At 60.8% G+C, this 24861-nt stretch carries 27 protein-coding genes; 12 read left to right on the forward strand and 15 right to left on the reverse strand.

Annotated features, from left to right (window positions below):
* Positions 1-368: 368 nt before the first annotated feature.
* On the reverse strand, positions 369-974 hold the full coding sequence (locus tag FKB36_RS06940) for a helix-turn-helix domain-containing protein (protein ID WP_261597327.1): 606 nt from the start codon (positions 972-974) through the stop codon (positions 369-371).
* Between the two features lie 320 nt (positions 975-1294).
* On the opposite strand from FKB36_RS06940, the gene FKB36_RS06945 reads away from it, so the two are divergent.
* From FKB36_RS06945 to FKB36_RS06955, 3 genes are read left to right on the forward strand one after another with little or no spacing between them, the layout of a single operon-like run.
* Positions 1295-1795 (forward strand): hypothetical protein, encoded by a 501-nt coding sequence (locus FKB36_RS06945; RefSeq protein ID WP_261597328.1) that lies wholly within the window; start codon positions 1295-1297, stop codon positions 1793-1795.
* Complete coding sequence (locus FKB36_RS06950) at positions 1792-2799, forward strand: hypothetical protein (protein ID WP_261597329.1); 1008 nt, start codon at positions 1792-1794, stop codon at positions 2797-2799. Before FKB36_RS06945 ends, FKB36_RS06950 begins: the two co-directional genes overlap by 4 nt.
* The gene (locus tag FKB36_RS06955) at positions 2763-3458 is read left to right on the forward strand and encodes an HAD family hydrolase (RefSeq protein ID WP_261597331.1); all 696 of its coding nucleotides are present in this window, start codon (positions 2763-2765) and stop codon (positions 3456-3458) included. Before FKB36_RS06950 ends, FKB36_RS06955 begins: the two co-directional genes overlap by 37 nt.
* Here FKB36_RS06955 and FKB36_RS06960 read toward each other — a convergent pair whose 3' ends face one another.
* Positions 3459-4316 (reverse strand): methanogenesis marker 8 protein, encoded by an 858-nt coding sequence (locus FKB36_RS06960; RefSeq protein ID WP_261597332.1) that lies wholly within the window; start codon positions 4314-4316, stop codon positions 3459-3461.
* Between the two features lie 135 nt (positions 4317-4451).
* Between FKB36_RS06960 and FKB36_RS06965 the strand changes: the two genes are divergently transcribed.
* The 3 genes from FKB36_RS06965 (at position 4452) to FKB36_RS06975 (ending at position 6594) form a co-directional block, all read left to right on the forward strand.
* A complete protein-coding gene (locus FKB36_RS06965) occupies positions 4452-4610 on the forward strand; it encodes a hypothetical protein (RefSeq protein ID WP_261597333.1) in 159 nt (52 codons plus the stop codon).
* Between the two features lie 10 nt (positions 4611-4620).
* Entirely contained in the window at positions 4621-5367 is a 747-nt protein-coding gene (locus tag FKB36_RS06970; protein ID WP_261597334.1) for a heparan-alpha-glucosaminide N-acetyltransferase, read from the forward strand.
* A 132-nt stretch (positions 5368-5499) separates the two neighbouring features.
* A complete protein-coding gene (locus tag FKB36_RS06975) occupies positions 5500-6594 on the forward strand; it encodes a TerC family protein (RefSeq protein WP_261597335.1) in 1095 nt (364 codons plus the stop codon).
* Between the two features lie 107 nt (positions 6595-6701).
* On the opposite strand, the gene ade is transcribed toward FKB36_RS06975, so the two are convergent.
* Entirely contained in the window at positions 6702-8258 is a 1557-nt protein-coding gene (ade, locus tag FKB36_RS06980) for an adenine deaminase (RefSeq protein ID WP_261597336.1), read from the reverse strand.
* Between the two features lie 98 nt (positions 8259-8356).
* Positions 8357-8716, reverse strand: a complete 360-nt coding sequence (locus FKB36_RS06985; protein WP_261597337.1) for a hypothetical protein — start codon at positions 8714-8716, stop codon at positions 8357-8359.
* Positions 8717-9118: 402 nt separating this feature from the next.
* On the opposite strand from FKB36_RS06985, the gene FKB36_RS06990 reads away from it, so the two are divergent.
* The 5 genes from FKB36_RS06990 (at position 9119) to FKB36_RS07010 (ending at position 14665) form a co-directional block, all read left to right on the forward strand.
* Entirely contained in the window at positions 9119-9766 is a 648-nt protein-coding gene (locus FKB36_RS06990) for a M48 family metalloprotease (RefSeq protein WP_261597338.1), read from the forward strand.
* Between the two features lie 205 nt (positions 9767-9971).
* Positions 9972-10853 (forward strand): ParA family protein, encoded by an 882-nt coding sequence (locus tag FKB36_RS06995; protein ID WP_261597339.1) that lies wholly within the window; start codon positions 9972-9974, stop codon positions 10851-10853.
* Positions 10854-10856: 3 nt separating this feature from the next.
* On the forward strand, positions 10857-13337 hold the full coding sequence (locus FKB36_RS07000; RefSeq protein ID WP_261597340.1) for a methyl-accepting chemotaxis protein: 2481 nt from the start codon (positions 10857-10859) through the stop codon (positions 13335-13337).
* Positions 13338-13349: 12 nt separating this feature from the next.
* Positions 13350-13841, forward strand: coding sequence for a chemotaxis protein CheW (locus FKB36_RS07005; protein WP_261597342.1), 492 nt, complete (start codon positions 13350-13352; stop codon positions 13839-13841).
* Between the two features lie 29 nt (positions 13842-13870).
* Entirely contained in the window at positions 13871-14665 is a 795-nt protein-coding gene (locus FKB36_RS07010; protein ID WP_261597344.1) for a CheR family methyltransferase, read from the forward strand.
* A gap of 3 nt (positions 14666-14668) precedes the next feature.
* Here the strand turns inward: FKB36_RS07010 and FKB36_RS07015 are convergent, their stop codons facing one another.
* Positions 14669-14899, reverse strand: coding sequence for a hypothetical protein (locus FKB36_RS07015; RefSeq protein WP_261597345.1), 231 nt, complete (start codon positions 14897-14899; stop codon positions 14669-14671).
* A gap of 201 nt (positions 14900-15100) precedes the next feature.
* On the opposite strand from FKB36_RS07015, the gene FKB36_RS07020 reads away from it, so the two are divergent.
* On the forward strand, positions 15101-15700 hold the full coding sequence (locus FKB36_RS07020; RefSeq protein WP_261597346.1) for a hypothetical protein: 600 nt from the start codon (positions 15101-15103) through the stop codon (positions 15698-15700).
* A 45-nt stretch (positions 15701-15745) separates the two neighbouring features.
* Here the strand turns inward: FKB36_RS07020 and FKB36_RS07025 are convergent, their stop codons facing one another.
* From FKB36_RS07025 to FKB36_RS07070, 10 genes are all read right to left on the reverse strand, one after another.
* Positions 15746-15931, reverse strand: coding sequence for a hypothetical protein (locus FKB36_RS07025; RefSeq protein ID WP_261597347.1), 186 nt, complete (start codon positions 15929-15931; stop codon positions 15746-15748).
* Between the two features lie 29 nt (positions 15932-15960).
* Positions 15961-16212 (reverse strand): DUF7123 family protein, encoded by a 252-nt coding sequence (locus FKB36_RS07030; protein ID WP_261597348.1) that lies wholly within the window; start codon positions 16210-16212, stop codon positions 15961-15963.
* Between the two features lie 276 nt (positions 16213-16488).
* Entirely contained in the window at positions 16489-17100 is a 612-nt protein-coding gene (locus tag FKB36_RS07035; RefSeq protein ID WP_261597349.1) for a hypothetical protein, read from the reverse strand.
* Positions 17101-17331: 231 nt separating this feature from the next.
* Positions 17332-19167, reverse strand: a complete 1836-nt coding sequence (locus tag FKB36_RS07040; protein WP_261597350.1) for a DHH family phosphoesterase — start codon at positions 19165-19167, stop codon at positions 17332-17334.
* 14 nt (positions 19168-19181) lie between these two features.
* Positions 19182-20384, reverse strand: coding sequence for a potassium channel family protein (locus tag FKB36_RS07045; protein ID WP_261597351.1), 1203 nt, complete (start codon positions 20382-20384; stop codon positions 19182-19184).
* Between the two features lie 30 nt (positions 20385-20414).
* Positions 20415-21617 (reverse strand): magnesium transporter, encoded by a 1203-nt coding sequence (locus FKB36_RS07050; RefSeq protein WP_261597352.1) that lies wholly within the window; start codon positions 21615-21617, stop codon positions 20415-20417.
* A gap of 15 nt (positions 21618-21632) precedes the next feature.
* Positions 21633-22586 carry a ribonuclease Z gene (gene rnz / locus FKB36_RS07055; RefSeq protein WP_261597353.1) on the reverse strand — a complete coding sequence of 318 codons (954 nt, stop codon included), beginning with the start codon at positions 22584-22586 and terminating at the stop codon, positions 21633-21635.
* Positions 22574-23347, reverse strand: a complete 774-nt coding sequence (locus tag FKB36_RS07060; protein WP_261597354.1) for a sugar phosphate isomerase/epimerase family protein — start codon at positions 23345-23347, stop codon at positions 22574-22576. The genes rnz and FKB36_RS07060 overlap by 13 nt, the downstream gene beginning before the upstream one ends.
* A complete protein-coding gene (locus FKB36_RS07065; protein ID WP_261597355.1) occupies positions 23344-23895 on the reverse strand; it encodes a dephospho-CoA kinase in 552 nt (183 codons plus the stop codon). The genes FKB36_RS07060 and FKB36_RS07065 overlap by 4 nt, the downstream gene beginning before the upstream one ends.
* 147 nt (positions 23896-24042) lie before the next feature.
* Positions 24043-24741 carry an anaerobic ribonucleoside-triphosphate reductase activating protein gene (locus FKB36_RS07070; protein WP_261597356.1) on the reverse strand — a complete coding sequence of 233 codons (699 nt, stop codon included), beginning with the start codon at positions 24739-24741 and terminating at the stop codon, positions 24043-24045.
* Positions 24742-24861: the final 120 nt, after the last annotated feature.

A 24861-nucleotide genomic window follows, 5' to 3' on the forward strand; every position in this document is an offset into this window, starting at 1 on the left:
ATTCCGACTGCCGGATCGGCGGATGGACTGTCCGGGAATGCTCGTCGGCCCTCCATGCGCATAATGAAACCTTTACGTCTAAAAATTAAATATGTTTGTTTCTCTTGCCCGGGAAATAAAAAGAATCATTATATATAACCTGTTTCAGGAACGAATATTAGCTTCACGGGCCCCGAGGCCACCGGGCAGCGCCTGCATCGGACCGCCAGGGCATACCAGGCGGCGGTCGCGGGTATGGTGCCGCACAGATCGCTACAGCGGCGTGATCGGTCAACCGCTACCTGCGGCATGGGCGGGGAGATCCGGTGAATACGGCCTTGCTGCCGGATCAACCCCATCAGCGCATGAATGCACCCACGAGCGACCGATCAGAATCCTTCGTTCATGATCCGGTCGAGTTCCGAGCGCTTGATCCGCCAGGATCCCCCGCACTTGACCGCCGGAATCCGCTCCTCCCGGATGAACTCCCGGATCCGGCCGGGGGTGAAGTTCAGGGTCGAAGCAACGTCGTCGACGGTGAGCATTGCGTCTCCCGTGGCATGATGGTGGCCGCGCCCGATCGTCTCCCAGTTTTCGTCCGGCAGCATGATGGTGATGACCGGTTCGCCGTCGTCCCCCGGGGAGACCGCAGCCTTGAAGGTCAGGGTGGGAACAATGCCGTTCTGGTAGAGGCTGACCTGAAACTCGAACTCCTCCTCGGTCGTCGTGCGGGCTTTGGCCCTGAATGCATGAAGGGTGTCCCAGAGGTTCTCCGTAACGGTCTCCTGCGGAATGTTCGGAAACGGAACCATGCTCTGTGCAGCCCGTGCCGAGACCGCAAGGGGGATCATGATGCCTATATCCCTTCCCATCCGGGTGATCTCGACCAGATCGCCGTCGTCGATGGCGTCCTGGCGCATCTTCCTCTGCTGTTCCGGGTCGGCCAGTCCCCAGATCTCTTCCGGTGTTCGCGATCGTAGTCTTCGTATCTCCATGGGCGTATCTCTCCAGAATAATTTCGCGCTCTACTATACCACTATAGGAATATCGATGATAAAAAATTTGCCAAAAATTTCAGAGTATTTTACGATTTCCTCTGTGTTAAAGGGATATTCGGGGGGCCCGGCAGGCGAAATGCCGCCATGATCGGGCATGAACCGTCATGTGACATCAGATAAGCCGGATTAAGGGCCAATAATCCAAATATAATGAATTAATGGGCTCGGAATTCCGGCTACCAACCCCGATACCGGGAGGGCTGCTCCGACAAAGCCTATATAGCATCAGGGTGAGTCTTGAAGCAGTGATTCCCCCCGTGACACCCGCTTCTCGCGACGCCTACATAACACTTCTCGGGCGCTCGACATGGGCGCTCGTCAACGCTTACCACGCAGTCCTGCATGAGAAGGAGCTGCGCCCCGAACGGGTCATTATCGTCACCGAAGAACCCTACGCGCAGGAAGCATCGGTCGCGGCCAGGGCGATTGGAGCCATCTCGGAGGGATATGGGTTCGTCCCCGCGATCGAGACGGAGATCCTGCCCGAAGCGGACTTTGTACGGGCCGGGCAGACGATACGGGCGCTTGCCGGCGACCTCATCGAGCAGGGACTCGACGTGGCGATCGATATCACCTCCGGCAGGAAGGTCACGGTCGCCGGGGCGCTCATCGCGGTCTCGGTCGCGGGGCTCGATATCCGGCACATCTATTATCTTGCCATGAAGAACACCGACGACGTTGCAAAGCCCTATATGATGATCCCGCACCAGATCCAGCAGATCCGGGATATCATGGAGGATGCGGGGGAGATAAGATGAACGACGCGGTCATCAGGGAGGAGCACCTGCAGGTTCTCATCAACAGCCTCGACGAGATCCGCGTCACCTACCCGCTCTACGAGGGCGAGATCCTGGTCGCACGCCCCGAAGGCACCGGATTCTCGCTCGAACTGCCCGCGTCCCGCGAGACCTTCAAAGACTGGGTTGCCGGATACGAACCCGTCTCCGCGGAGCTCCCATCGTATGCCGATCTCCAGGAGTGCATGTTTGCAAGCGGGATAGCCCGCTACGTGAACCATGCCGCTTTTGAATCGATGCTTGCTTCGTATGGGCAGCTCAAGAAGGCCGTCTTCTTCGGTCTCGATACGAACCTCTTCTATCACGGGTTTGCATCGAACAACCCGCAGATCGAGCACGCTTCATACCTGATCGTCGATACCGTCCGCGACGAGATCGCGTATGCCATCAACCGCAAGTACCCGGCAAAGACGATCGGTGAGATGACGGCGCTGGCGCCCGACTGCCGGGAGTACATCGCGGAACTCGAGAACAAGCGGACGAAGCGGTCACGCAAAGCAGCGTATCTTGCGCTGAAAGAGTACAGCACCATCCGTGACCGGGCGACGGAGATCGCGGCCCCGGGCACGCATACGCACCTCTCCGAGGAGAACGATTACAATATCGTCCGGGCGCTGCGCAAGTTCGAGGAAGAGCGGTACGCCCTCCCGGTCCTCCTGACCGCCGACACCTACATGGCCGACCTCTGCATGGCCGAGGGGCTCGAGTACTTTTACTTCGACCGCCCATATAGATTAGAGGTAACAGCCTGCACGGCGCCGGCGTTCCGGCGACTGCTCTTCAACCTTGCCGCCGTCTTCGGGTTCGTGAACTGTAGCGAAATCGCGATCTTCGGCGAGTATGGCGGGAAGGGCAACGAACTCGACGAACTCAAAGTCCGTTTCCGGGACGACGGGGCGTACCGTGCATTCATGAGGGAACTCAAGATATGCAGGCACCTTACGGCACTCGGCATAAGACGGTAGAGGCGGTCCTCTGCGACATGGACAACACCCTCTTCGACTTTGTCGGAGCGAAGCGGGAGGCGTGCCGGTGCGTCGTCGACTGCATCGGAACCGGCGACCCTGAAGCCCTCTTTTCCCAGTTTCTCCGGGGGGTTCACGGGTTCGAGGACTATGAGAACATACGCGACTATCTTGTAGACCTCGGGGTGTACGAGGAGCGGACGTTCGAGGTCTGCTGCCGCACCTATGAGGACGTGAAACTCGGCCTGGTCGAACCGTACCCGCGCGTCGAGGAGACGCTCCGGTGCCTCCGGGACGCCGGGATCTCTCTCGCGGTCGTGACCGACGCGGAGTCTTTCCATGCGCGCCGGCGGCTCGAGAAGACCGGACTCATCGATTACTTCGAAACGGTGGTGACCCCTGATATTTCGGGCAGGCGGAAACCGGAGCCCGACTCACTCGTCTACGCCCTCCGGCGGCTCGATGCGGCTCCGGCAAGGGCGATGATGGTCGGCGACAGCCTGGTCCGCGACATCGCTCCGGGGAGGCGTCTCGGAATGGTGACCGCGTTTGCCGCCTACGGAGACTGGCGCGACAGCAGCCCGGCGGAGATCGAGGCCGACATCGTTCTCGCAGAGTTCGCCGAACTCACCGCCCACCTGAACATACCGGGCCGGTGATCACCGGAGCGGCGAGGGCGACTGCGATCCCGGCACCGGGAGGCGCGCTGTGTGGACGATGACCTGCTGGTCGGTCTCCATGATCTTGCCGAGGATGATCGCCTTCCCCGCGGTCGTCATTGCAAAGACCGGAATAGACGTTCCCGCCTGCAGGAGCGCGGCCTTTGCTGCCACATCCCGGATATGCTTCGAGGCGCAGGCGGTGATGATATCGGCCGAGCGGGCCATCAGGGCGGCGTCCTCCGGCGAGATCCCGGTCGTGTGGACGGCGACGATCACGGCATCAGGGAAACGCTTCCGGATAGCCGCCGCCTCGGCGGCAACGGCGGTGGTCACGGCGATCCGGCGGTGGCCGAGTTCTGCCGCCAGGGCGACGCCGGCCGCCTGGTCGATCGCGGCGTTCTCCGCATCAAGGACGACGCCTCCGTTCTCCTCGATCCGCGCGATCACCTCCGGGATCGGGCTTGTTTTGACGAGACCCGACATACGGCCGCCGATACCCTGGATGAGGGCGGGGTTCGCTGCAACCAGCGTCCCCGCCCCGTCAGAGGCGATCACCGCAACGTCGAGGTCGCCCCGCCGGACGGCGCTGCTCAGGAGTTCCGATGCCCCGAAGATGACGAAGTCCGGCCCGGCAAGGACCTCGCGCTTTGGCGTGCACATCCCGAACGACCTGATGCGTCCTTCGATGTTCTCGCGTATCGCCTCCGGCGTCATCTCCTTGACCGGGAAGGCGAACCGCCGCGCCAGCGGACAGACCTCTATCTGCGGCGCTCCGACCTCGACCACCCGGCCGTCCCGGATCACGACCCGGCATCTGCCGGCGGCCTCTACGATATGCTCGTCACGATCGCTCATGAAAGAACATAGAACGGGCAGGGGAATAATGGTACCTCACCCCAAACCCCGGGGGTAAACCCTTATCAGATGACCCTGCCATGAGATTGTAGGCAATCATGATACGCTTACAGCAGCGGGGCGGGGTGAGGGGAGATGGGCAGGATCTGTAGCCCGTTCGTCGTGATCGAGTGCAGTCGGCAGTGCGGCTTCTCCCGGCTCTACAACGAGCCCACCGAAGAGCAGGAGAGGGAGATATCCGATACGAAGACCTGCCCCGCCTGCGGCGCCCCCGTCCGGCGAAGGCTCTTCTGACGGCGGGAGCATGCCGGGAGAGCGCTACTGGGAGATCGACCTCGCCCGGGGCATCGCTGTCGTGACGATGATCGTCTTCCACGCAGCCTTCGATCTCAACTTCTTCGGCGTCCTGCCGCTCGACGTCTCCGGGGGGTTCCTCCGGATGCTCGCCTACCTGACCGCATCGACGTTCATCTTCCTCGTCGGGGTCTCCTTCACCATCAGTTACGCGCGTTCTTCGCGGCGGCTTGACGGGCGCGGGCTCGCGCTCAAGTACGCCCGGCGCGGCCTCACCATCTTCGGCTACGGCCTCATCATCACCGCCGTCACCTGGTTCTTCCTGCCGTCGGTCTTCATCGTCTTCGGCATCCTGCACTTCATCGGGATCGCGATCCTGCTCGCGCCGCTCTTCGCCCGGTTCGATGCGGAGAAACTCATCGCCGCAAGCATCGCTTTCCTCATCGCGGGCTACGCGGCAAGCCTGGTCTCAGGCCCCTGGCCGCTCCTCTGGCTCGGGGTTCGGCCGGAATCCTTCACAAGTCTCGACTACGTCCCGCTCCTCCCCTGGTTCGGTCTCGTCCTGGTCGGGATGGCAGTCGGTCGCCTCTACTACCCTGACGGGCGGCGGGGGTTCGCGTTCACGGTTGCAGAGCCGGGACTCTTGCGGTCGCTCTCGTTCCTCGGCCGGCACTCGCTCTTCATCTACTTCCTGCACCAGCCCATCATCCTTCTTGCGATAGCAGTGCTGGCACCGGAGGCGATGGGGCTCGGGTGAGGGTGTGCGGGTGGCACGTATCGTAGCGCGCACGGCAGAAGGAATTAATCGCTTGAGCAGAAATAATACAGAGAGACGAGGTAGCGCAGAAAGACCGGCGAAAAGCCGGGAAAACCTTGACCGGGTGAGCCCATGGTAGTAGCAACAGAAACAGCGTGGATCATATTCTTCATCAGCATAGCGGCACTCCTGGCACTCGACCTCGGCGTCTTCAACCGCAAGGCCCATGTGATAAAACCGAGAGAGGCGCTCCTGCAGTCCGCCACCTTCATCGCCGCCGCGGTGATCTTCAACATCGGGGTATACATCTGGATGGGGCCCCAGGCGGGGCTCGAGTTCACCACCGGCTACATCATGGAACTGATGCTGAGCGTCGACAACCTCTTCGTCTTCGTAATCGTCTTCGCCTCATTCTGCGTGCCAGCAGAGGACCAGCACAAGGTGTTGTTCTACGGCATCATGGGGGCTCTGGTCTTTCGCTTTGCGTTTATCATAGCGGGTGTGGCGCTGGTGGAGACGTTCTCCTGGGTGCTCTACATCTTCGGCGCCTTCCTGATCTACACCGCCATCAAGATGGTGCTCAAGAAGGAGGAAGTAGCGGTCGAACCGGACAAGAACGTCCTGGTCCGCGCGTTCCGGAAGATCATGCCGGTCACCAGGGGTTATGAAGGCGACAGGTTCTTCGTCAGGAAGCCCGATGCGACCGGCAAGATGGTGACCTGGGCCACTCCCATGGTCGTGGTCCTGCTGGTGGTGGAGACCACCGATATCATGTTCGCCGTCGATTCTATCCCTGCAATCCTCGGCATCACCACAAACCCGTTCATCGTCTTCAGCTCCAACGCCTTCGCCATCCTCGGCCTGAGGTCGATGTACTTCGCGCTGGCGCACATCATGAACGCGTTCTACTACCTGAAGTACGCCCTGGCCGGCATCCTCAGTTTTGTCGGCGTCAAGATGCTGATCGCCGACATTTACCACATCCCGGTGGAGATCTCGCTCGCCATCATCATCCTGATCCTGGTCGTGGCCATCATCGCGTCCCTGATCCGGAACCGGCGTGCCGGAAGGCATCCGGCGGCGGAGACTGGAAAGGCTCCGGATGGAGAGGAAGTGCAGACCGAGGCCTGCCCCGCCCTTGCGAGCCTCCAGGCGGATGACACCTCGATAGAATCGGATCGCTCTGTATCAAAAGACTCCGGGAAGACCAGAAAAGGGGATGAGTGACCTCCGGCCCGGAGCGGGTCACCATCCTTCCTCTCTTTTCAATGCCTGATATTATACGGTTGGAACCCTGAGCATGAGCGAAGAGAGAGCCCAACCGGGTGCTCTCCTCACTCAGAAAAGAGCGAGACGTCCGCAAATGCCCCGACGTCAAAGACCCCCCGCTCCGTGACCCGGAGATCGGGGATGACCGTCAGGGCGAGGAACGAGAGGTACATGAACGGGTTCACGATAGACCCGAGCCGCCGGGCATGGGCCTCGATAGCCGCGAGGCGACTCACAACCTCGTCATAGGGAAGGGCCGACATCAGCCCGGCGCACTCGAGGGGGAGTGCGGTCATCTCGCTACCGGAGACCACCACGAGACCCCCGCCGAGCCGGACCACCTCGGCGACGGCACGGACGATATCGGCGTCGCTCGCCCCCACGGCAACGATGTTGTGGGAGTCGTGGGAGACCGACCCGGCGATCGCCCCCTCCTTCAGGCCGAACCCGTTGACAAGCCCGACGCCTGAACCGGTCGCCCGGTAACGGTCGGTGACGACCGCTTTGAGGATGTCGCGGTCGAGGTCCGGGATCGCGGCAGCATCGACCGGACAGCGCAGGTCACGGGTCGTGATCTGGCCGGGCACGATCTCGATCACCCGCGCCTCCCCCCGCCCGGTCATCCGGATCTCGCCGGGTTCCGGCACGCGGACGTGCATGGGGGACGCGGGGCAGGCGGGAGGCCGGTATCCGGCGTCGACCACCTCGACACCGCGCTTGAACGTCCGGATGACCTTGAAGCGGTCGGGATCGTCGACGACACAGAAGTCGGCAAGCTTTCCCGGTGCAAGAGCGCCCCGGTCGTGGAGCCCGAACCTTCCGGCGGCGGAGAGCGTGGCCATACGGAGCGCCTGCTCGACCTCAAGACCGTATGCGACCGCTTTTCGGATGCAGTCGTCGATGTGGCCCTCCCCGGCGAGCATGTCGGCGTGCCGGTCGTCGGTGGCAAAGCAGCACCGCGGCGCCGTGCAGGCATCGACGACCGGGAGGAGTTCGCGGAGGTTTCGCTCCGTCGAGCCCTCGCGGATCATGATATACATCCCCCGGAGGAGTTTCTCCCGCGCCTCGGTCAGCGTCGTACACTCGTGGTCGCTCTGGACGCCGGCATAGATGTAGGCGTTCAGGTCCTTTCCCGAGAGGAACGGTGCATGCCCGTCGACAACATCAAAGAGGTCCACCTTCGCCCGGAGGTCTTCGTCGCCGGAGAGGACGCCGGGGACGTTCATCACCTCGGCGAGCCCGACGACCCCCTCCCATCCCCGGAACCGGGCGAGATCGGCGGCCATGAGCACGGCGCCGCCCGCATCGAGGGGGGTCGACGGGACACAGGAGGGGAGCATGACCAGGATGTCGAGCGGCGTCCGGGTTCCTTCGGCGAGCATGTACTCGATCCCCGGAGCCCCGCAGACGTTTGCTATCTCGTGGGGGTCGGCGATCACCGTCGTCGTGCCGTGCGAAAGGACGAGCCGCGCATACTCCGACGGTGCGAGGAGCGAACTCTCGATGTGGACGTGAGCGTCGATCAATCCGGGCACCACGTAAGCGCCCGAAAGGTCGTACCCCCGCGCGCCCTGGTAGTCCCCGAAGCCGACGATACGGCCGCCCTTCACCGCGAAGTCCACGCACTCCCAGGTACACGCGAACGGGTTGAAGACCTCTGCTCCGGAGAAGACGGCGTCCGCAGGCTCAAGCCCCCGCGCCGCCGCGAGTCCCGCCGGGATCAGGCTGTTACCTCCAGGTCGCGGATGACGGATCCCCTCCGTTCGTTGCCGACGAATACGGTCGGGTAGACACGGTATGAACCGGGCTGCAGGTCTACCGATATCGTGTATTCGTTCTCTCCCCGTTCGAGGTCGATGTAACGCGCTTCGGAGAAGACCTCGTGCTGTTCGAGCGCGCTCACCTCCATGATCCTGATCTGGAGCACAGCGTTCTCGACGGGCTCGCCGGTGTTCTCTACCTGGACCTGCAGGGTGCCGCCGCTGTAGGTTACCTCACCAAATGACGTGGAGAGGCATCCGGCAGCCCCGGTGAGGGCGGCAACGGCCAGTATCAGAAAGATCGTATATTTTCCGGACATCTGCTCGGAGGACCGGGGATCCGCACACCGTGCCGGGCGCAAGCACGGCCGTATGGCTCCCTCCAGCCCTCCAGATTCACCTCCACTCTATTCATTCAGAATTTTGGTTGCTATTATTAAAATATTGTGAAAAAAACGGAGATCGTAGATGTTTCAAATCCGGAGCCCGAAACCACAGGACGCGGTGTGAGATACGCACGGGTTCATGGAGGCCGTGCAGGCGCATCCCCCTTCTCCTCAGAGGTTGCCCGGGAGAAGGGACTGCACCAGGCCGGGCAATGCTTCTCCGGGAGAGACCAGTACCGGGGGATTACTGCTGGCGAAATCAGAAAATTGCCGGGGAAGAGGCGATCTGATCCGGAGCAATATTTAATATATGACAAGTATTATAATTAAGTGGTAATGATAAGAGCCGACAGCGATCCCCGCCTGTACCGGATATTCCGGGAACTTCAGGAGAAGGGGTTGATCGACCGAAAGACGAGACTGGTGAGATGCCCTCTCACCGTCTCCATACGGGGATCACCGGCACTCAACTGTATCCGCTACCGGCATTCATTCTACGAGAGATATCTCTCAGGGGCAAGCGACGATGCGCTCCGGTTCATGCTCCTCCACGAAGAGGGGCACGTAAGAAAGGGCTCCTCTCTCCTCTCTGCCCTCCCGGCCCTCCCGCTTCTCCTCTGCCTCGCCTTCCTCGGGCACCCTCCCCTGCTGGCGGGAGCACTCCCGCTTGCAAAACCGGTCTTCGTCGTCCTCCTCCTCCTGACCGTCTTCTTCGCCTACCGGACCTACTACCGCTGCATGGACAATGAGGAGTTTACCGCCGACCACTATGCCGCCGATGCGATGAGGCGCTGCTACCGGACGAGGGACCCCGGAGCCCTCCTCCAGAACCTTCTCTTCGGCCTGCGGAGAGGGGCATCACTTCGTTCCGGGTCCGATTATCGGCCATCGATCTCCGAGCGCGTGCAGAGGCTCCGGGCTGCAAGCGATCACGGAGAGAGAAGGCCCATTATACGCTCTACTGAAAGCGAATTCCTTCGGTGAGATCTGTTGCCGGACTTCCCGGGAGCGATCGGCATACACGCCGCCCTCTTCCGCACCCCTCGGAGCCCTTGAGACACAGTGGTGAAGATACCTTTGATCCCCCCTTTCTAACGAAAAAATATTTCAAAAAACATAAGGCGCCCAGAATATATCGTTTTAGAAAAGTAAGTTTAATAACACCTATTTCAAATAAGGATACTGAGGGGTGCTGGACATTACGATTATAGCGTTCGCTCATCATAAAGGCGGCACAGGAAAGACGACATCATGTCTCAACATTGCAGGATACCTCCAGAAAGATGGAAAAAGCGTCCTGGTTGTAGACTGCGATCCACAGGCCAATGCCACCACGGGTCTCGGAATCAACCCCGAAACCCTTGAACTGAGCATGTATGACGTCTTCATGAGCATCTTTGAGGGCTTTCCCAACGTCGCTATCACCGACGTGATCGTCCCCACGGCGTCGGGGATCAATCTCGCTCCGTCGACCCTCGATCTCGTAGGGGTTGAGCCCTACCTCTACGGCATCGATGACCGGGCGGGGATACTCAGGGAGGCACTCGCGCAGGTAAGGGACGCCTACGACTTCATACTGATCGACACGCCCCCGAGCATGGGCCAGTTCGTCATCAACGGCCTCGTCGCAGCGGACCACACTGTCGTCACCCTCGATTCCGGCACGTTCGCCCTGAAAGGCATGGAAGCCCTGTCCACGATCTTTGATGACATCAGGCAGATGCTCGGGGAAGACGTCGCCGCAGATTTTGCCATCCTGACTCGCTGGAAAGGATCAGGCGATCCGGCTGCCGGAACAGGCGGGCTTGCGTTCTTCCTGAAGCGGATCTTCTCGCCCGCTTCCGCCGCAGAAGAGGAACGGGAGAGGGAGCGGCTGAAGGCGTTCGAGTTCGAGGTAAAAAAAGCGTTCAAGCAGGTCTTTGCAGTTCCATACTCCCCTGCAATCTATGAGACGCAGCAAAAGGGGCTTCCAATCTCCCATTACGCGCCCGAGAGCGATGCCGGCAGGGAATATCGGGCAATAGCAACAGCGATTGCCGGGCGGGACAAAAATCATGCTGAGGATGTGTAATCAATGATCGACAAACCTGGAAGGAAAGCACTATTTACCGGGCCGGTTGTGCCGGGTACGACGGGACAGGCGCAGGAACAGGGGGCGGCGGTGCTGCCCGAGGCGCTCGAGGCCGCACTCCATGCAGCGCTTGAAGGCGAGGACTCCGTTCAGATCGACCTTGCGGGCGTTCCGGAGAACTACCGGCCGCTGGCCGCCTCGATCAACGCGCTGCTCGATAAGAAGGAGGAGGAGAAGCAACGCTTCAAGCGCCGGCTGGACGAGGCCAAGATGCTGCTGAAGGGGTCCGATACGGTCATTCAGGAGAACCCGATGCCTATGCTGGTCGTCGATCCGGACTTCAAGGTAACCATGGTAAATGCTGCCTACGGCGAGATGAGCGGAATCCCGACGGACAAGATGCTCGGCAGGAGCCTGAGAGACTTCAAGATAACGTCACAGACGGGGTCCGGCCTCCGGCAGGCAGTCGAAGGGAAGAAGCGCGTCTCCGGGGAAGTCATCGTCGAACTGCCCTCGGGCACCCATGTCCTCGAGCAGTACGGCATCCCGCTGCTCGACAACGAGAATGCGATCGAGAGTATCCTCATCGTCTATAACGACCTCACCGAGAAGCGGAAAGAAGAGGACGAGATCCGGAGGATGCAGTACCGCATCGACACGATGATCAAGCAGAACCCGCTCGCTATCGCGACGCTCCGCGCGGACAAGAGCCGGATCGACATCAACGACGAATACGCCCGGATGTGGCGGGGAACCCGGGAAGAGACCCTCGCAAAGAAACTCTACGACTACGACATCACCGTCGTCGGCGGCGACCACTTCTACGCCTGCTACGAGACGAAAAAACCCGCGCGGACCGACGTCATGGTCAAGTGGCCCGACGGCGTCAGGAAGTACCTCACCTTAAACGCCATCCCCATCCTCGATAAGGCCGGCGCGATCGAGATGGCCTTCTACGTCTGGAACGACTGGACCGACCTGAAGAAGAAGGAAGAGGAGGTCAAGGATACCGAGCACCGGGTGGATGCGATGATCAAGCAGAACCCGCTCGCTATCGCGACCCTTCGTCCCGACAAGAGCCGGATCGACATCAACGACGAGTACGCCCGGATGTGGCGGGGAACCCGGGAAGAGACCCTCGCAAAGAAACTCTACGACTACGACATCACCATCCTCAACGGTGAAGACTTCTACGCCTGCTACGAGACGAAGAAACTCGCCCGGACGGACGTCATGGTCAAGTGGCCCGACGGCGCCAGGAAGTATCTCACCTTAAACGCCATCCCCATCCTCGATAAGAGCGGCGCGATCGAGATGGCCTTCTACGTCTGGAACGACTGGACCGAGCAGCGGGAGAGAGAAGACCAGATCCGGGACCTGATGGAGACCGCAAAGACGGAGAGCGAGAGGCTTGGAGCGAGCGCCAGGGAACTCGGGGGCGCACTCGCCGCCATGGCAAAGGGCGACCTGACGGCGTTCGTGGAAGCGGGAACCGACGACCCCCTCCACGCAGTCAAGAACGACTACAACGCCTCCCTGACCGCTATGCGCGCGCTCCTCGCCGATGTGGCGAAAGCCGCCCGGCAGGTGGACCTGACGACGAAGGAGGTCAGCAAGAGCACCGACGAGATCATCCGGGCGACAGAGCAGGTCGCCGTCTCGACGCAGCAGTCGTCAGAGGACGCACGCCGCCAGCTCGAGAAGCTCGAGGAGATTGGGACGGATATCAACGACCTCTCGGCATCCATCGAGGAGATTGCAAGCACGACGCAGTCGGTCATGGATCAGGCATCGAAGGCATCGAAGGAAGGAAACGACGCGGCAACGCTTGGTGAAGTCGCGACGAAGAAGATGCAGCTCGTTGAGGAGATCTCCACGCAGACCGTGGGGGAGATCAGCACCCTCAACAACCAGATGCGGGAGATCAACAACATCGTCAAACTGATCGCCGACATCGCAAACCAGACCAACCTTCTCGCGCTGAACGCTGCGATCGAGGCCGCCCGTGCCGGGGAGCACGGCCGCGGATTCGCTGTGGTCGCCGGCGAGATCAGGAATCTCGCCGGAGAGTCCAAGCGCGCGAGCCAGGACATCGAGGACCTGATCCGGACAATCCAGGCAAGCACCGAGAAGACCACCGACTCAATGCAGGCGTCTCACCAGGAGATCCAGGCAGGCATCGAGAGCGTCAACAAGGTTATCGTGAGCCTGAACCGGATCGTCGACAGCGTGGCGGTGGTCACCGGCGGCATCTCCGAGATAACCAGGGCTACCGAGGACCAGGCGAACTCCACCAACAACGTCATGCAGAAGATGGACGAGTCCACCCACATGACCAAGGAGAGCCTGAACCGCACCGAGGACATGGCGGCACTCGCCGAAGAGGTCAGCGCATCGACCGAGGAAGTCGGAAGTGCTTCACACGAACTGGCAGGCATGGCCGGACAACTCGAGACGGTGATGAAGCAGTTCAAGATCAACTGAACGGAGGAGAAGATGGCAGCATCCGTAGATGTGGTAGAATTTCAGCTCGGGGCAGAGCACTACGCACTGGATATCCAGATTGCAAGAGAGATCGTGGAGATGATGCCGATCACTCCCCTCCCCCGTGCTCCCGAGTACCTCGCGGGCATCATCAACCTCCGAGGCGAGATCACGAACATCATCGATCTCCGTGATCTTCTCGGGCTCCCTGCATCGGAGGAGGCCGAGAACCGAAAGATCGTCGTGTTGATGCCGGACGTGACGAACGGGTCGAACGTAGGGATCATCGTCGACGACGTTCACAGTGTCGTATCGGTCAGAGATGACCAGATCGAGCGTATCAGCGACGGCATCACGTCGTCTATCAGCAGTTACGTCAAAGCAATCATCAAGATAGGGGATGAAGAGGACGGGAAGGCCCAGACCCTCATCATATGGCTCGATGTCCAGAAAGTAATCGACGAACTCGGCGGCGACACGCAACTCACTAGAACGTCTCTGTGAATCAGCACCCGGCACAAACAGGTAATCCCATGGACGAATTCGCATCGCTCCAGCAGAGCATCGAGAGACTGATCCGGATCAAATGCTCGAACTACAAAGAGGACTACATCAAACGGCGCATCCTCTCGCGGATGCGCCTGACGAACACCGCAGATTTCGAGGCTTACCATAAGTACCTTCTCGCAAATCCCCAGGAACACGACCTGCTCAGGAACGCACTCACCATCAACGTCACCAAATTTTTCCGTGACCCGGAGGTCTTCGAAGTGATACGCCGGGAGATACTGCCGGATCTCGCCCGCCGCAAGAACGCAATCAGGATCTGGTGTGCCGGTTGCTCCACGGGCGAGGAGCCCTATTCCCTCGCCATCCTCGCGCACGAACTGATGGCTCTTCATCAAAATGTCACAATAACGATACACGCGACCGATATCGATACCGGGGTTCTGCAGAAGGCCATGGCCGGGATTTACGACAGAAAGACGCTCGAGAACGTCGATGAGAGGAGGCTCCGAAAGCACTTCATCGCGCACGAAGACGGCACGTTCGAAGTTCGCCCCCATCTCAAAAACCTGGTTAAATTCCGGGAGCACGACCTGATGTCTGGCGTCCCCATCTCCCGGTACCTCGACGCCGTCACCTGCCGCAACGTCACCATCTACTTCACCGAGAAGCAGAAGAACGACCTTACGCATCTATTTCACTCTGCACTTGCCGTCGATGGTTACTATGTCATAGGAAAGACCGAGTACCTGGCAAGAGAGGTGGAGCACCTTTTCGTGCCGTACAACGCCGTGCAGAAGGTACTGCGCAAGGCTGCCTGAGCATCACCAGAGGTAGCCGGATTCCACGTCCGTCTCGTCCTCTTCAAACTGCGACATCCGATGCATGAAGGCCCTCCGGGCCTGATAACGCTTCAATTCGGAGAAGAGCAGGTAAAAATTTACACCGACGACGATGATGATGAGCATCAGGCTGATCCAGAGCTGGCTACCGCTCTGGGTTGTGATGAAGGTCGCCGCAAGGAGCACCACGAAGGAGATCAGGTAAAATATCACCCATGTGCGCACCTCAGTGACATCCATGCTATCAGAGGATTGTGGTCGCGGCTTCTTATTAACGGTTCCGTTTTAGACGCTCTATCATGAAGACAGGTTCTGAAAAATCTGGTCAATCCAGCCCACAAAGGACCTTCTCCTTCGATCTCCGGGCAAGGTCAAACCCGAAGAGCTTTTTACCCCGTACATCCACTTTAATCTGTGGATAGAGGCGACGTCTTCAGCATTCTTGCTGCCCTGGTTATCGTCTCCATGCTGGTGCTGCTCGTTCGGCCGCCCATAGCGGAGGCCGGACCGGAGGCACCGGAGATCCCGGACCCGACGCCTCCCGTCACCATCTCCCCCACACAGACACCTGGCGCGCCGTTCGAACCAACCAGGCTCTCCTACGCGACCGGGGTATGGGACTACCCCCTCTGCCGTCTCCCCGGCAACCTCACGCTTTACGGTGGTTCCGACCCCCCATGGAAAGGCACTCAGAAGATCATCCCGTTCGCTTACATCGAGGAGGGGCGAGGCGGCATCACCGAGGTCTTCCATGTGCCCTACGCGGTGTGGAGGCTTAACTGCAGTGTCTCCTCGACGGTACGACCCCAGGCGGCGCATTTCAGGATGGCACTTGTGGAGTTTGAGAGCGGAACCGTCGTCGAGGGGGCCGACCTGCACTATCCCGGCAGCATCATCAAAAACGTCGAGAGGGGAGGAAAGGACTTTTACCTCATCGTCAGCGTGGACGATGTGGACTCCTACCGCATTACCCTGGAGACGCTCCCCGAATACTTCTCCACTCCTCTCGGGTGAGACCGGGGATGCCCCGGCGAAAAGCAGTTGCAGTTGTGGAACCTTTTAGATCTTTTCGACGGTCACCCTGACCCGGTCGCCTGCCTGCACGCCATGTCCCTTGGGGACATCGATGTTGAACCAGAGCACCTCCGGGTTCTCGTGGTTCTTGTCCTGGGACATGAGGCAGTCTTTGTGCTCGTTGATATTGGCTACAAATTCAATGGGTGCTTCGAACTCAATGATCTTCATATCGTAGAATAGAGCGTTCCAGGATAAAATTATGATGCACGGGAGGTGACACGCCACGTCGTGCTGTTCGAATAACTCCAGCGCCGGATATCCAACTCATCGCAGATCTCGGAGAGGATAGCAAGGTTGATGCCGACCTCTTTTGCGGAAAGACCAAGATCGGTTGCGATGTACTTGGATTTGAAGTAAGATTTCCCGGCTCGCAGTCCTGTCTTGAGGTGGTACAGGATCCTTCGCTGGGTGTCGCTATATTTCTCTTTAATACGATCTTTTGTCGACATCGACTGTTTCCCTCGTGAGCATGTCTTTTTTGACCAGATCAATATTTATAACTACCTATTTGTGCCCAAAAAATAATACAGCAGATATACTAATCAGTGCATATAATTGAGCATCGTCGTGCCGATCGGGCAGGCAGGGAGCACCAGCTGCAGCCCCGAGAACGGAGCATGGTTTCCGCGAGCGCGGGAACCGGAAGGGGGTGGGGTGCTCCCGGCAGCCCCGCCCCCCCCGGGTCTCGAACGGCACCGGGCGACTGCTCTCCCGGCATACCGCCGTCACCTCCGGTTCCGCCCGAAGACGACGACGAGCGCAGCGGCGAGAACAGCCAGGACGGCCCCGGCGAGCGAGAGGGGGGCGGCCTGTGTCGCACTCCCGTTGACCTGTGCCGCCTGGATCGGCGTGAACGTCGGTAACTCGGTCGTGGCGGTATCTGCCGCCGTCATCTCCGGCGTTGCCTCGTCCGTCTCGACTACGACAGGAGGACCGGTCTCGTTGGTCGTATTGTTGCCTGTCACAGCCAGAGTCTCTTCGGGAGTCTCGTTTTCCACCGGCGTAAGTTCGGGAGTCTCATCCTCCGTTATCCCGGCCAGAGTCTCCTCGGGCGTCTCGTTCTCGTCCGGTGTAAGTTCGGGTGTCGCATCCTCCGCTATCCCGGCCAGAGTCTCCTCGGGCGTCTCGCTCTCGTCCGGCGTAAGATCGGGCGTCTCGTCGTCGGGGATCTCCTCCGGAGTCTCCTCCGTCACGGTCTCGCCGGGTGTCGGAGCGAGCGTCCAGGTCAACGGTTCCGTGGCTGTCGTGCTCTGGGCTGCTGCGGGGAGCATGACGACCGCTGCCCCCAGAAGCAGCACGGCCAGGAGTGCTCTCCACGCCCGTAGATTTCCTGTCATGAGAGCCCACATGGGAAATATACCTATTTTTATATTTCGGTCATCATCAAAATTGCACCGACGGTTACCCACCCGATGCGCCCCGCAATGTGGCGACAGCAGGCATCGCTTCATAGCGGCGATGCTCTGAGAAGAGAATGAAGCGGCAATGCTGTATCGGCTTCTGATGGCCCTGAATGCGGTTAATCCCGGATTGAGCCGGCTTTCGGGCCGCAACTAAAGAAGTAGCGATCAGATTGGTGCTTCACCAATCTTCTGGATCAGGCTTTCGAGCACCACATCGCGCATCCCTTCCACGAACTTGATGCTCCCGACGACAAGGTGGCCGCCGCCGCTCACTCCCCCACCGGAGATCTCGCTATGGAGCTCGCGCACCATCCGGGGTATGTTCATCATGACGCCACGGGAACGCAGGACAGCAAAGTCCGGCCCGAACCCGAGCGTGACGATCGGTTCTCCCGGGTGCGCCCGGACCAGCCGGTCATGCACCTCCCCGGAAGTCTTCCCGGGCGGCGGGAATGTGAACCGGTGAGCGAAGAGCTCCACATCGAGCATGAAGAGATGAGCGCCGTTTGCGAGCATCCGGCTCTCGACGTGAGGCATGATGGCCTCGAGCTGCTCCTCGATCGCGTGATTCGCCTCTTCGACAAGCAGGTTGACGAACATTTCGTGGCGCTCGGGGTTGCCGGAGAGGTTCAGGATCTCCTTGACGATCTCTCTCCCGTCGCTGAACCGGAGCCAGAACTGCTCGTAGTCGAGTGCGAGCGCGATGTTGCGGCAATCATCCTCCGAGTATTCGGGCGCAGCAACCGCGAGGTAGCGGGCACGCTCCGGCGCTTCACTCCGGTCGCCGACACCCGCGATCGCCGGCAGGTGCCGGATCTGGTCCTCGACCGCCGGGTTGACCATCCGGGCGACCTCTGTCCCGAGCATCCCGGCCGTGACCCCGTAATCGCCGCCCACATGGTAGGGGTTGACGTGCCCGATCAGGTAATCGTCCACGATCTCGTCGGGGTGATGGTGGTCGACGACCATCACCGGGAGATCGAAGATCCGGGTCACCTTCAGCGACGGCATATCTTCCTCGGTCGATCCGTTGTCCATCAGGAGGATCATCGGCATCTTCTGCCCGTAGCGGGCGTTGTCCTTGAGGCCGAAGTCGAGATCCCGCGTGATATCCTCTATCTCGTAGAAAGGAGCCTTGGATGGCGAGCGCTTGAAGAGGAAGTACTCTGCGTCGAAGTCACCGCCGCTCTCCCGGATCAGCGCGGTCACAGCCTGCTCGACAGCAACGGCGGCGCAGATACCGTCCGCATCCGCATGGTGCCGGAGGATGATCGGCCGCGCGGTCAGGACGGCTTTCCTTATCTCCTTTGCCACTTTCCGCATCTGCGGCCTCAGGGCTTCGAGAACCTCGCTCTCCACCAGGAACGGGAGGTCTACCGGCTCCGCCCGCTCATCGAGCGCCGCGTCGATGCGCTCCCTGACCCGGGCCGCATCCTCCGACTCCATGACTGTCACGGACGAGGCCTCGATCTGGAGCTGGTTATTGCGCTGCATTACCTCGCCCGTGAGAGCGACGATATCCCCGAGTTCCACCTCGGGATACGCGCGGACGCCCGCCTCGACGAACGCAGCGGCGTTCGCGGTGCCTGATGCGTCCACGACCGTGAAGATCGTCGGACCGGACGTCTGCTTGATCTGGGCGATCTCACCCTCGATCAGTACCGTCCTGCCGATCTTCTTCCCGATATCGGCAATAAGCACGGCGGTCGTCGTTTTAGTCACGTTCTGTGTCTGGTAGACAGTCGGCGTGACCTCCTCGAGGTCGATGTTGCCGTTGCTCCGGATCTGGAGGACGTGAACGATGATCGGGTCGCGTTCGGCATGCTGCACCTTCACGTTGCTCTTATGAACGAGCCCTTTGACCCGGTCATTTAACTGGACGAAAACGCCGAACGGGGCAAACCCCTGCACCCGCCCGAGGTAGGATTTCCCTTCCTCCACCTCGTCGAGACTGCAGTTCGCACCGAGACGATAAACAATTGTATCTTCAGTATCTCCCATAGTAATTCTCCCAATTATTCTTCGGACACCTCGGCGGTGTGCCCGGCAAGTTCGTAGAGCCGGCACTCACCGTCCCGCCTGCCCTTCGCGATGATGGTATCGCCGCTCTGCAGTCGGACGCTCTTTCCCGGGCGGTAGACCCACCGGTCGCCGTGCTTGATGGCGAGCACGACCATCCCGGTAACCGTCGCAAGTGACATCTCCCTGAGCGTCCTCCCTGCAAGCGGCGACGACGGTGTCACGGTCATCCGGGTGATGATCTCATCTGATTCCCGGACGATCTTCTTGAATATCGGCGGGATCTCGATATCGCGCAGCAGGACGTCGACAATTGAGTGGGCTGAGTCGCTGATCGCCTGCGCGAACGATGTCATATACAGCAGGCCGCGAAGATAGCGCACATCCTCGATCTTTCGAGCCGCTTCAAGGACCCAGAGATCCAGGTCGTAGCGCATATCGTCGAGCGTCGAGTCGAGGGCGACCACCTCGTGCGCCACCTCCATGTTGTTGAAGAGGAGAGACGTGTATGCCAGCCCGACGGAGAGTTCCGAGAGGTTCTTCATCTCGATGATCAACTGGACTGCCCGATCGAGATCGTCGACATCGCCCGCGGACGAGGGTTCGCCCCGGGGACGCTCCATCGACCCCGCCATCTCAGAGAGGATCTCCTCTCCGGCCTCCGGGCCTCGCGCTATCAGGATATCTTCGCTCTCCACCCGGGTGGTCCTGTCGGGGTCGTAGATCCAGCCTCTCCCGCGTCGGATGGCGATCACCTGCATACCCGTCGTGCTCTGGACTTTGAGGTCGCCGAGCGTGTGGCCGACAAGCTCGCTTCCCTGGCTGACGATAACCCGGGTGACGATCTCTTCGGCCTCCGGGAAGACCCGCTTGAGTTTCGCGGGGAACCGGATGTCTTTTAAGATGAGTTTTGCTATATCCGAGGCCGAGTTCGCGATCCTCTCCGCCGCTTCGGCCACCTGGAGCATACCGCTCATCGCCTCGGCCTCTTCGATCCTTCTCGCGCCGAGGACACTCTGAATTCTGGCCTGGTAAACCAGATTGTTCATCCTCTCCTCGAGGTTGATCACCTCGAGCGCTATCTCTTTGCTGTCGAAGAGGATCGCTGAATAAGAAAGATCGACCATCAGCTCGGAGACGTCTTTCATCTCGATCAGGACGTCTTTGAAGCTGATCGGCTGATATTCATGTTCCATCATGGCTTTTAACCGTCGTTCTCCGTTCTTTCACTACAGTAGCAGGCCTATCGCAGTCACGAGCGCGGCTGCACCGATCAGGTCGATCAGGCTTGTGATGACAGGGACTCCGAAGTTGTCGGGATCGAGGCCGTACCGGAATGAAAGGCTCGCGGTGACGTATGCCACCCCGTTCACCAGTGTCATGACGACCAGACCCGCCGCAAGGCTGACGATGACCAGCATCCCGAGACCCGGGCTGTTCAGCCCCATGAGCACCGCCGCACCATGCGCGATGAGCGCCAGCAGTGGAAGCAGTATCAACGTATAGAGGTAGGAAATAATAAAATGATGCACCACGCTGCGCTCGGGGAGGAACGAGGGGTTGAGCTCGCCGGTGTGCATTCCCGTCGAGAGGCGGCAGCCGAGTATGCCGCCAATCGACCCGAGAATGCCCATGAACGGCGGTATCAGGATGAGAAAGGCTGCAAACGTCACCAGGTCCTCAAGGTTGAGCGAGTAGGTCAGTCCGGCAAGCGTGCCGAAGACGCTGAGCGGGATGAGGAGAGAGATGTTCTCCCGGACAATCGGCCCGACACCCTCCGGCCGACGCCGGGTGTAGAGGATGGCGGCGACGGCAACGGCGACCGCGATACCCCCGAGCGCCAGGCGTATCGAGGGCGGGAGGAGCATAACGAACGTCGCGGAGAGCACGAGGATCGGGAGCGTGACGAGATCCCCCGAGGTGGTAACGGTCGGAGCGCCGATCATGTCGAGATCGAGATCGTAGCGATAACTCACGAGCACGATGACCAGAGTGATCCCCATCACCACGAGTCCCGAGACCACGCCGCTGATGACCGAGATCAGCACGAGATCGGTTATGCCCACCACGGGAAGCCCGAAAAGAGTACTTCCTGCGTAGGCGGAGATGCCGAGAACGAACGCTATGAGAATCGTTATCGCAAACGAGGCGCGGATGTTGTCGCCGAGAACGCAGCCCTCTTGAAACTCGATGGAGAATTCTCCAAGGTGCATCGCCGAGGAGAGGCGGGAGGCAAAGACGCCGGCGATGTTCCCCCGCATATCGATGATCGACGGCAGGAGCACCATCAGGCCGGGTATCAGGGCAAGGAGTTCGCTAACGGAGCCAAGATAGATGCCTGCAACGCTGGAAGCAGCGGCACTGACGAGCAGGGCGCCGAGACCCGTAAGTATCAGGCGGCTCTGGCTGGATAGGCCCCGCTCCATCACCATCACCGTCCATCTCGATCAACTCCTGTACGGGATCTCCAGCACGGTCAGATCGGCCGGTAGAATCACGTCTCCCTCATAATATCGCTTTGCATCCTGTATATGATTTGCTGTGCTTGTATAACGGGAGCTTATGTGCATCAGGGCGAGCATACGGGCGCCCAGCGCCGTCGCGGCTTCTCCTGCCTCCCCGGCGGTCGAGTGCAGAACTTCGCGGGCGCGATCGCTCTCCTGGTCGTCGAAGGTGGCGTCGTGGATCAGGAGATCGGCGCCCCGGATCATCGCTGCGGTCCCGGGCTGGTCCTGGAGCGGGCGGGTGTCGCCGGTATAGGCGATCTTCCTGCCCGGGCGCGACTCTCCCATCACGTCGGCGGGCCTGACCAGGGTCTCGACGCCGTCGCGGACGATACGGACCTCTTCCCCGCGCTGCAGCCGCCCGAAGAGCGGGCCCGGCGGGACGCCGAGCTCGATCGCCCGTTCACGGTCGAACCGCCCTGGTCGCTCGTCCTCCTCCAGCACGTAGCCGAGCCCGGGGATGCCGTGGGACACCGCGAACGCCCGGACGGTGTAGCCGTTGAAGGGCACGACGGAACCGTGCTCGAGGGGGTGGGCGGTGACGGAGAAACCCCGGGTGTGGCGGCTGATCCTCTGCACGAGATCGACGAACTCGCCGACCCAGGGAGGGCCATAGATCGGGAGTGACTCGGTCCGCCCCATGAACGCAAGCGTCTCGACGAGCCCGAAGACGCCGAGGAAGTGGTCGGCGTGCCAGTGGGTGATGAAGACGGCGTTCACCGTAAACCCGGTCCGGGCGCGCATCATCTGCTGCTGGGTGCCCTCTCCGCAGTCGAAGAGCAGGGTGTCGGAACCCCGCCGGATCAGGACTGAGGAGGGATTCCTCTGCGGCGAGGGGAGCGCCCCTGCCGTCCCGAGGAAGTGAACGTGGAGGGTCTCGCCGGCTATACGAACCACTCCCTGAATGCTGCGAGGCTCCGCTTTGCCTCCTCAAGCGATCTCCCCTCGATAACGACCGGGCCGGAGTAGTCCCGGGCAATGACCCTTCCGGCCTTCTCCCAGGGGATGGTTCCCTCGCCGAGCGCAAGGTGCTCGTCCGAGCGCCCGTGGTTATCGTGGATGTGCAGGTGATCGACCTCCCGGACGTGCCCGAGGAATGCGTCCACGAGTCCGTTGGTGTTTGCGTGCCCGAGATCGAGCGTGACCCCGATCCCCGCGATCCCTTCGGTGAGTCCGAGAACCTCCTCGGGGTAGCGGCAGAGGAAGTCTTTGATGCTGATCATGTTCTCGACGCACGCAAGGACGCCATGCTCCTCTGCGTACCCCCCGATCTCAACGAGCGCGGTCTTCTGCATCTCCCAGACCTTCTCAGGGACGAGCTTGCCTACCGGGGAGACGAAACCCGGGTGAATGGTCACCCGGTCGGTCAGTTCGGCCGCGTGCTGGATGCAGCAGCAGGTCTGGCGGATCGATTCGCGCCAGATCGGGTAGTTCAAGGACGCGAGGTTTAAGTCGCTGTAGGGCGCGTGCACGGTCGCGAGAAGGCCGGTGGTATCGAGGATCTCCCGGACAGCGGCAGAGTTCTCCGGGTTGTCCAGGCGATACTTCCCGTCGGCGACGATCTCCCATCCGGCATACCCGATCTCTTCAAGCCCGTAGACCCACTCGCGCGATGCCCAGATCTTCGATGAGGCTGAAAAATACGGGACAAGACTCATTCTTCTCCACCCCCGAGGCGGCAGAGGAGGGCGCGAACCTCTGCGGCGAACTCTTCGAGCGATCCTTCGTTCGTGACCCGGCAGTCCGCCCCCTCAAGGGCACGCCCGAGCCCCCACCCGAGTTCCCGCTCATCGCGGGCCCGGAGTTCGTCGGGGGTGAGGGAGTCGTCTGACCGGCCGCGGTTCGCGAGCCGCCGGTAACGCGTCTCAAACGACGAATCGATCCCGATGAGCGTGAAGTCCGGGAAGTGCCCCTTGAACGCCGTCACCTCATAATCTCCCCGGATGCCGTCCACGAGCACCACCAGGGCGCCCGTCGCCTCGATCCTCGGGATGGTGATCCGGGCGATGGCATCCATGCCGAGGTCTGCGCGCAATTTCCCGGCGATTGTGCCGCAGTTCGCATCGGTCAGGGGAAGCCCGGCTTCCTTCACCCGTTCCCGTATCGCATCGCCCATGACCACGACCGGTATCCCGAGGTCCCGGGCGATCCTCGATGCCTCTCCCTTCCCGCTTGCCGGCATACCAACAATTCCAATGACCTTCATCAGGTTTCTCCTATATTCCAGAACAGCGAGCCGTGCCGGCGAGAGACCGGCTGCAGGATCCCGGCGGTGCAGGGTGCAGCGGCCGCCACAAATGTCTTCATAGACGTGCGTTCCCGTCGATATTATGCTTAACGTCACCAGAACGGGTCAGGGCTCCGGACCGTAGGCGACCTCACCGTCTTCCCGGGTCCGGATATAGACCCTGCGGCCGAGCGGTGCCGCTGCCGCCTTGAGTTCCTGCCGGGTCAGGGGCACGAAGCCCGGGGCCACCCCCTGCTGGAGCACGAGGTCGAGTCCGCGGGTATCCTCTGCGATGGCCGGGAGGTCTTCTTCGCGGCCCCGAAAGAGGGTGACCACGGCCAGGCAGGTCTCAAGGCGGCCGTCGGCCTTCGCGCGTCTGCAGGCGGCGAGCGACTGCTTCACAGCATCGGCGGCGGTGAGTCCCAGAAGGTCGTCGTAACGCTCCCACGTTGTCTTGATATCGAGCGAGATCATCTCCACAAGGCCCCCGTCGAGGAGGTCCTCGATCACCCGGGGAAATATGCCGTTTGTGTGCAGCCCGACAGAGAACCCCATCCTGCGGGCGGCGGCGGCGAGGTGGACGAGTGCCGCCCCCTGCAGGGTCGGCTCCCCCCCGGAGAAGACCACGGCGCCCGCAACCGTGCGGGACTCCCGGATCATCGCGAGGATATCATCGGCGTCGCGGAGATCCTCGCCACCCTGGATGGCGACGTTGTGGCAGTAGAAGCAGCGCGCGGGGCACCCCCGGAGAAAGACGGTGCAGGCCGCCCGCCCTCGCCAGTCGACGGTGCTGATCGGGACAAAACCTCCGAAATTGACGTACAAATGATCACCAGGCGATAAAGAGATGCTCCGTTATTTCTTGTAAGCCTTGGCTTTCCGGCTATGAAACAAGATCTGAATAAGGTAAAGTCAAGTTTACTTGTTGAGATAACAAGCAGAATT

Origin of the sequence: Methanoculleus formosensis (assembly GCF_025384765.1) — an archaeon.
In the GTDB taxonomy this organism is placed as follows: Archaea; Halobacteriota; Methanomicrobia; order Methanomicrobiales; family Methanoculleaceae; genus Methanoculleus; species Methanoculleus formosensis.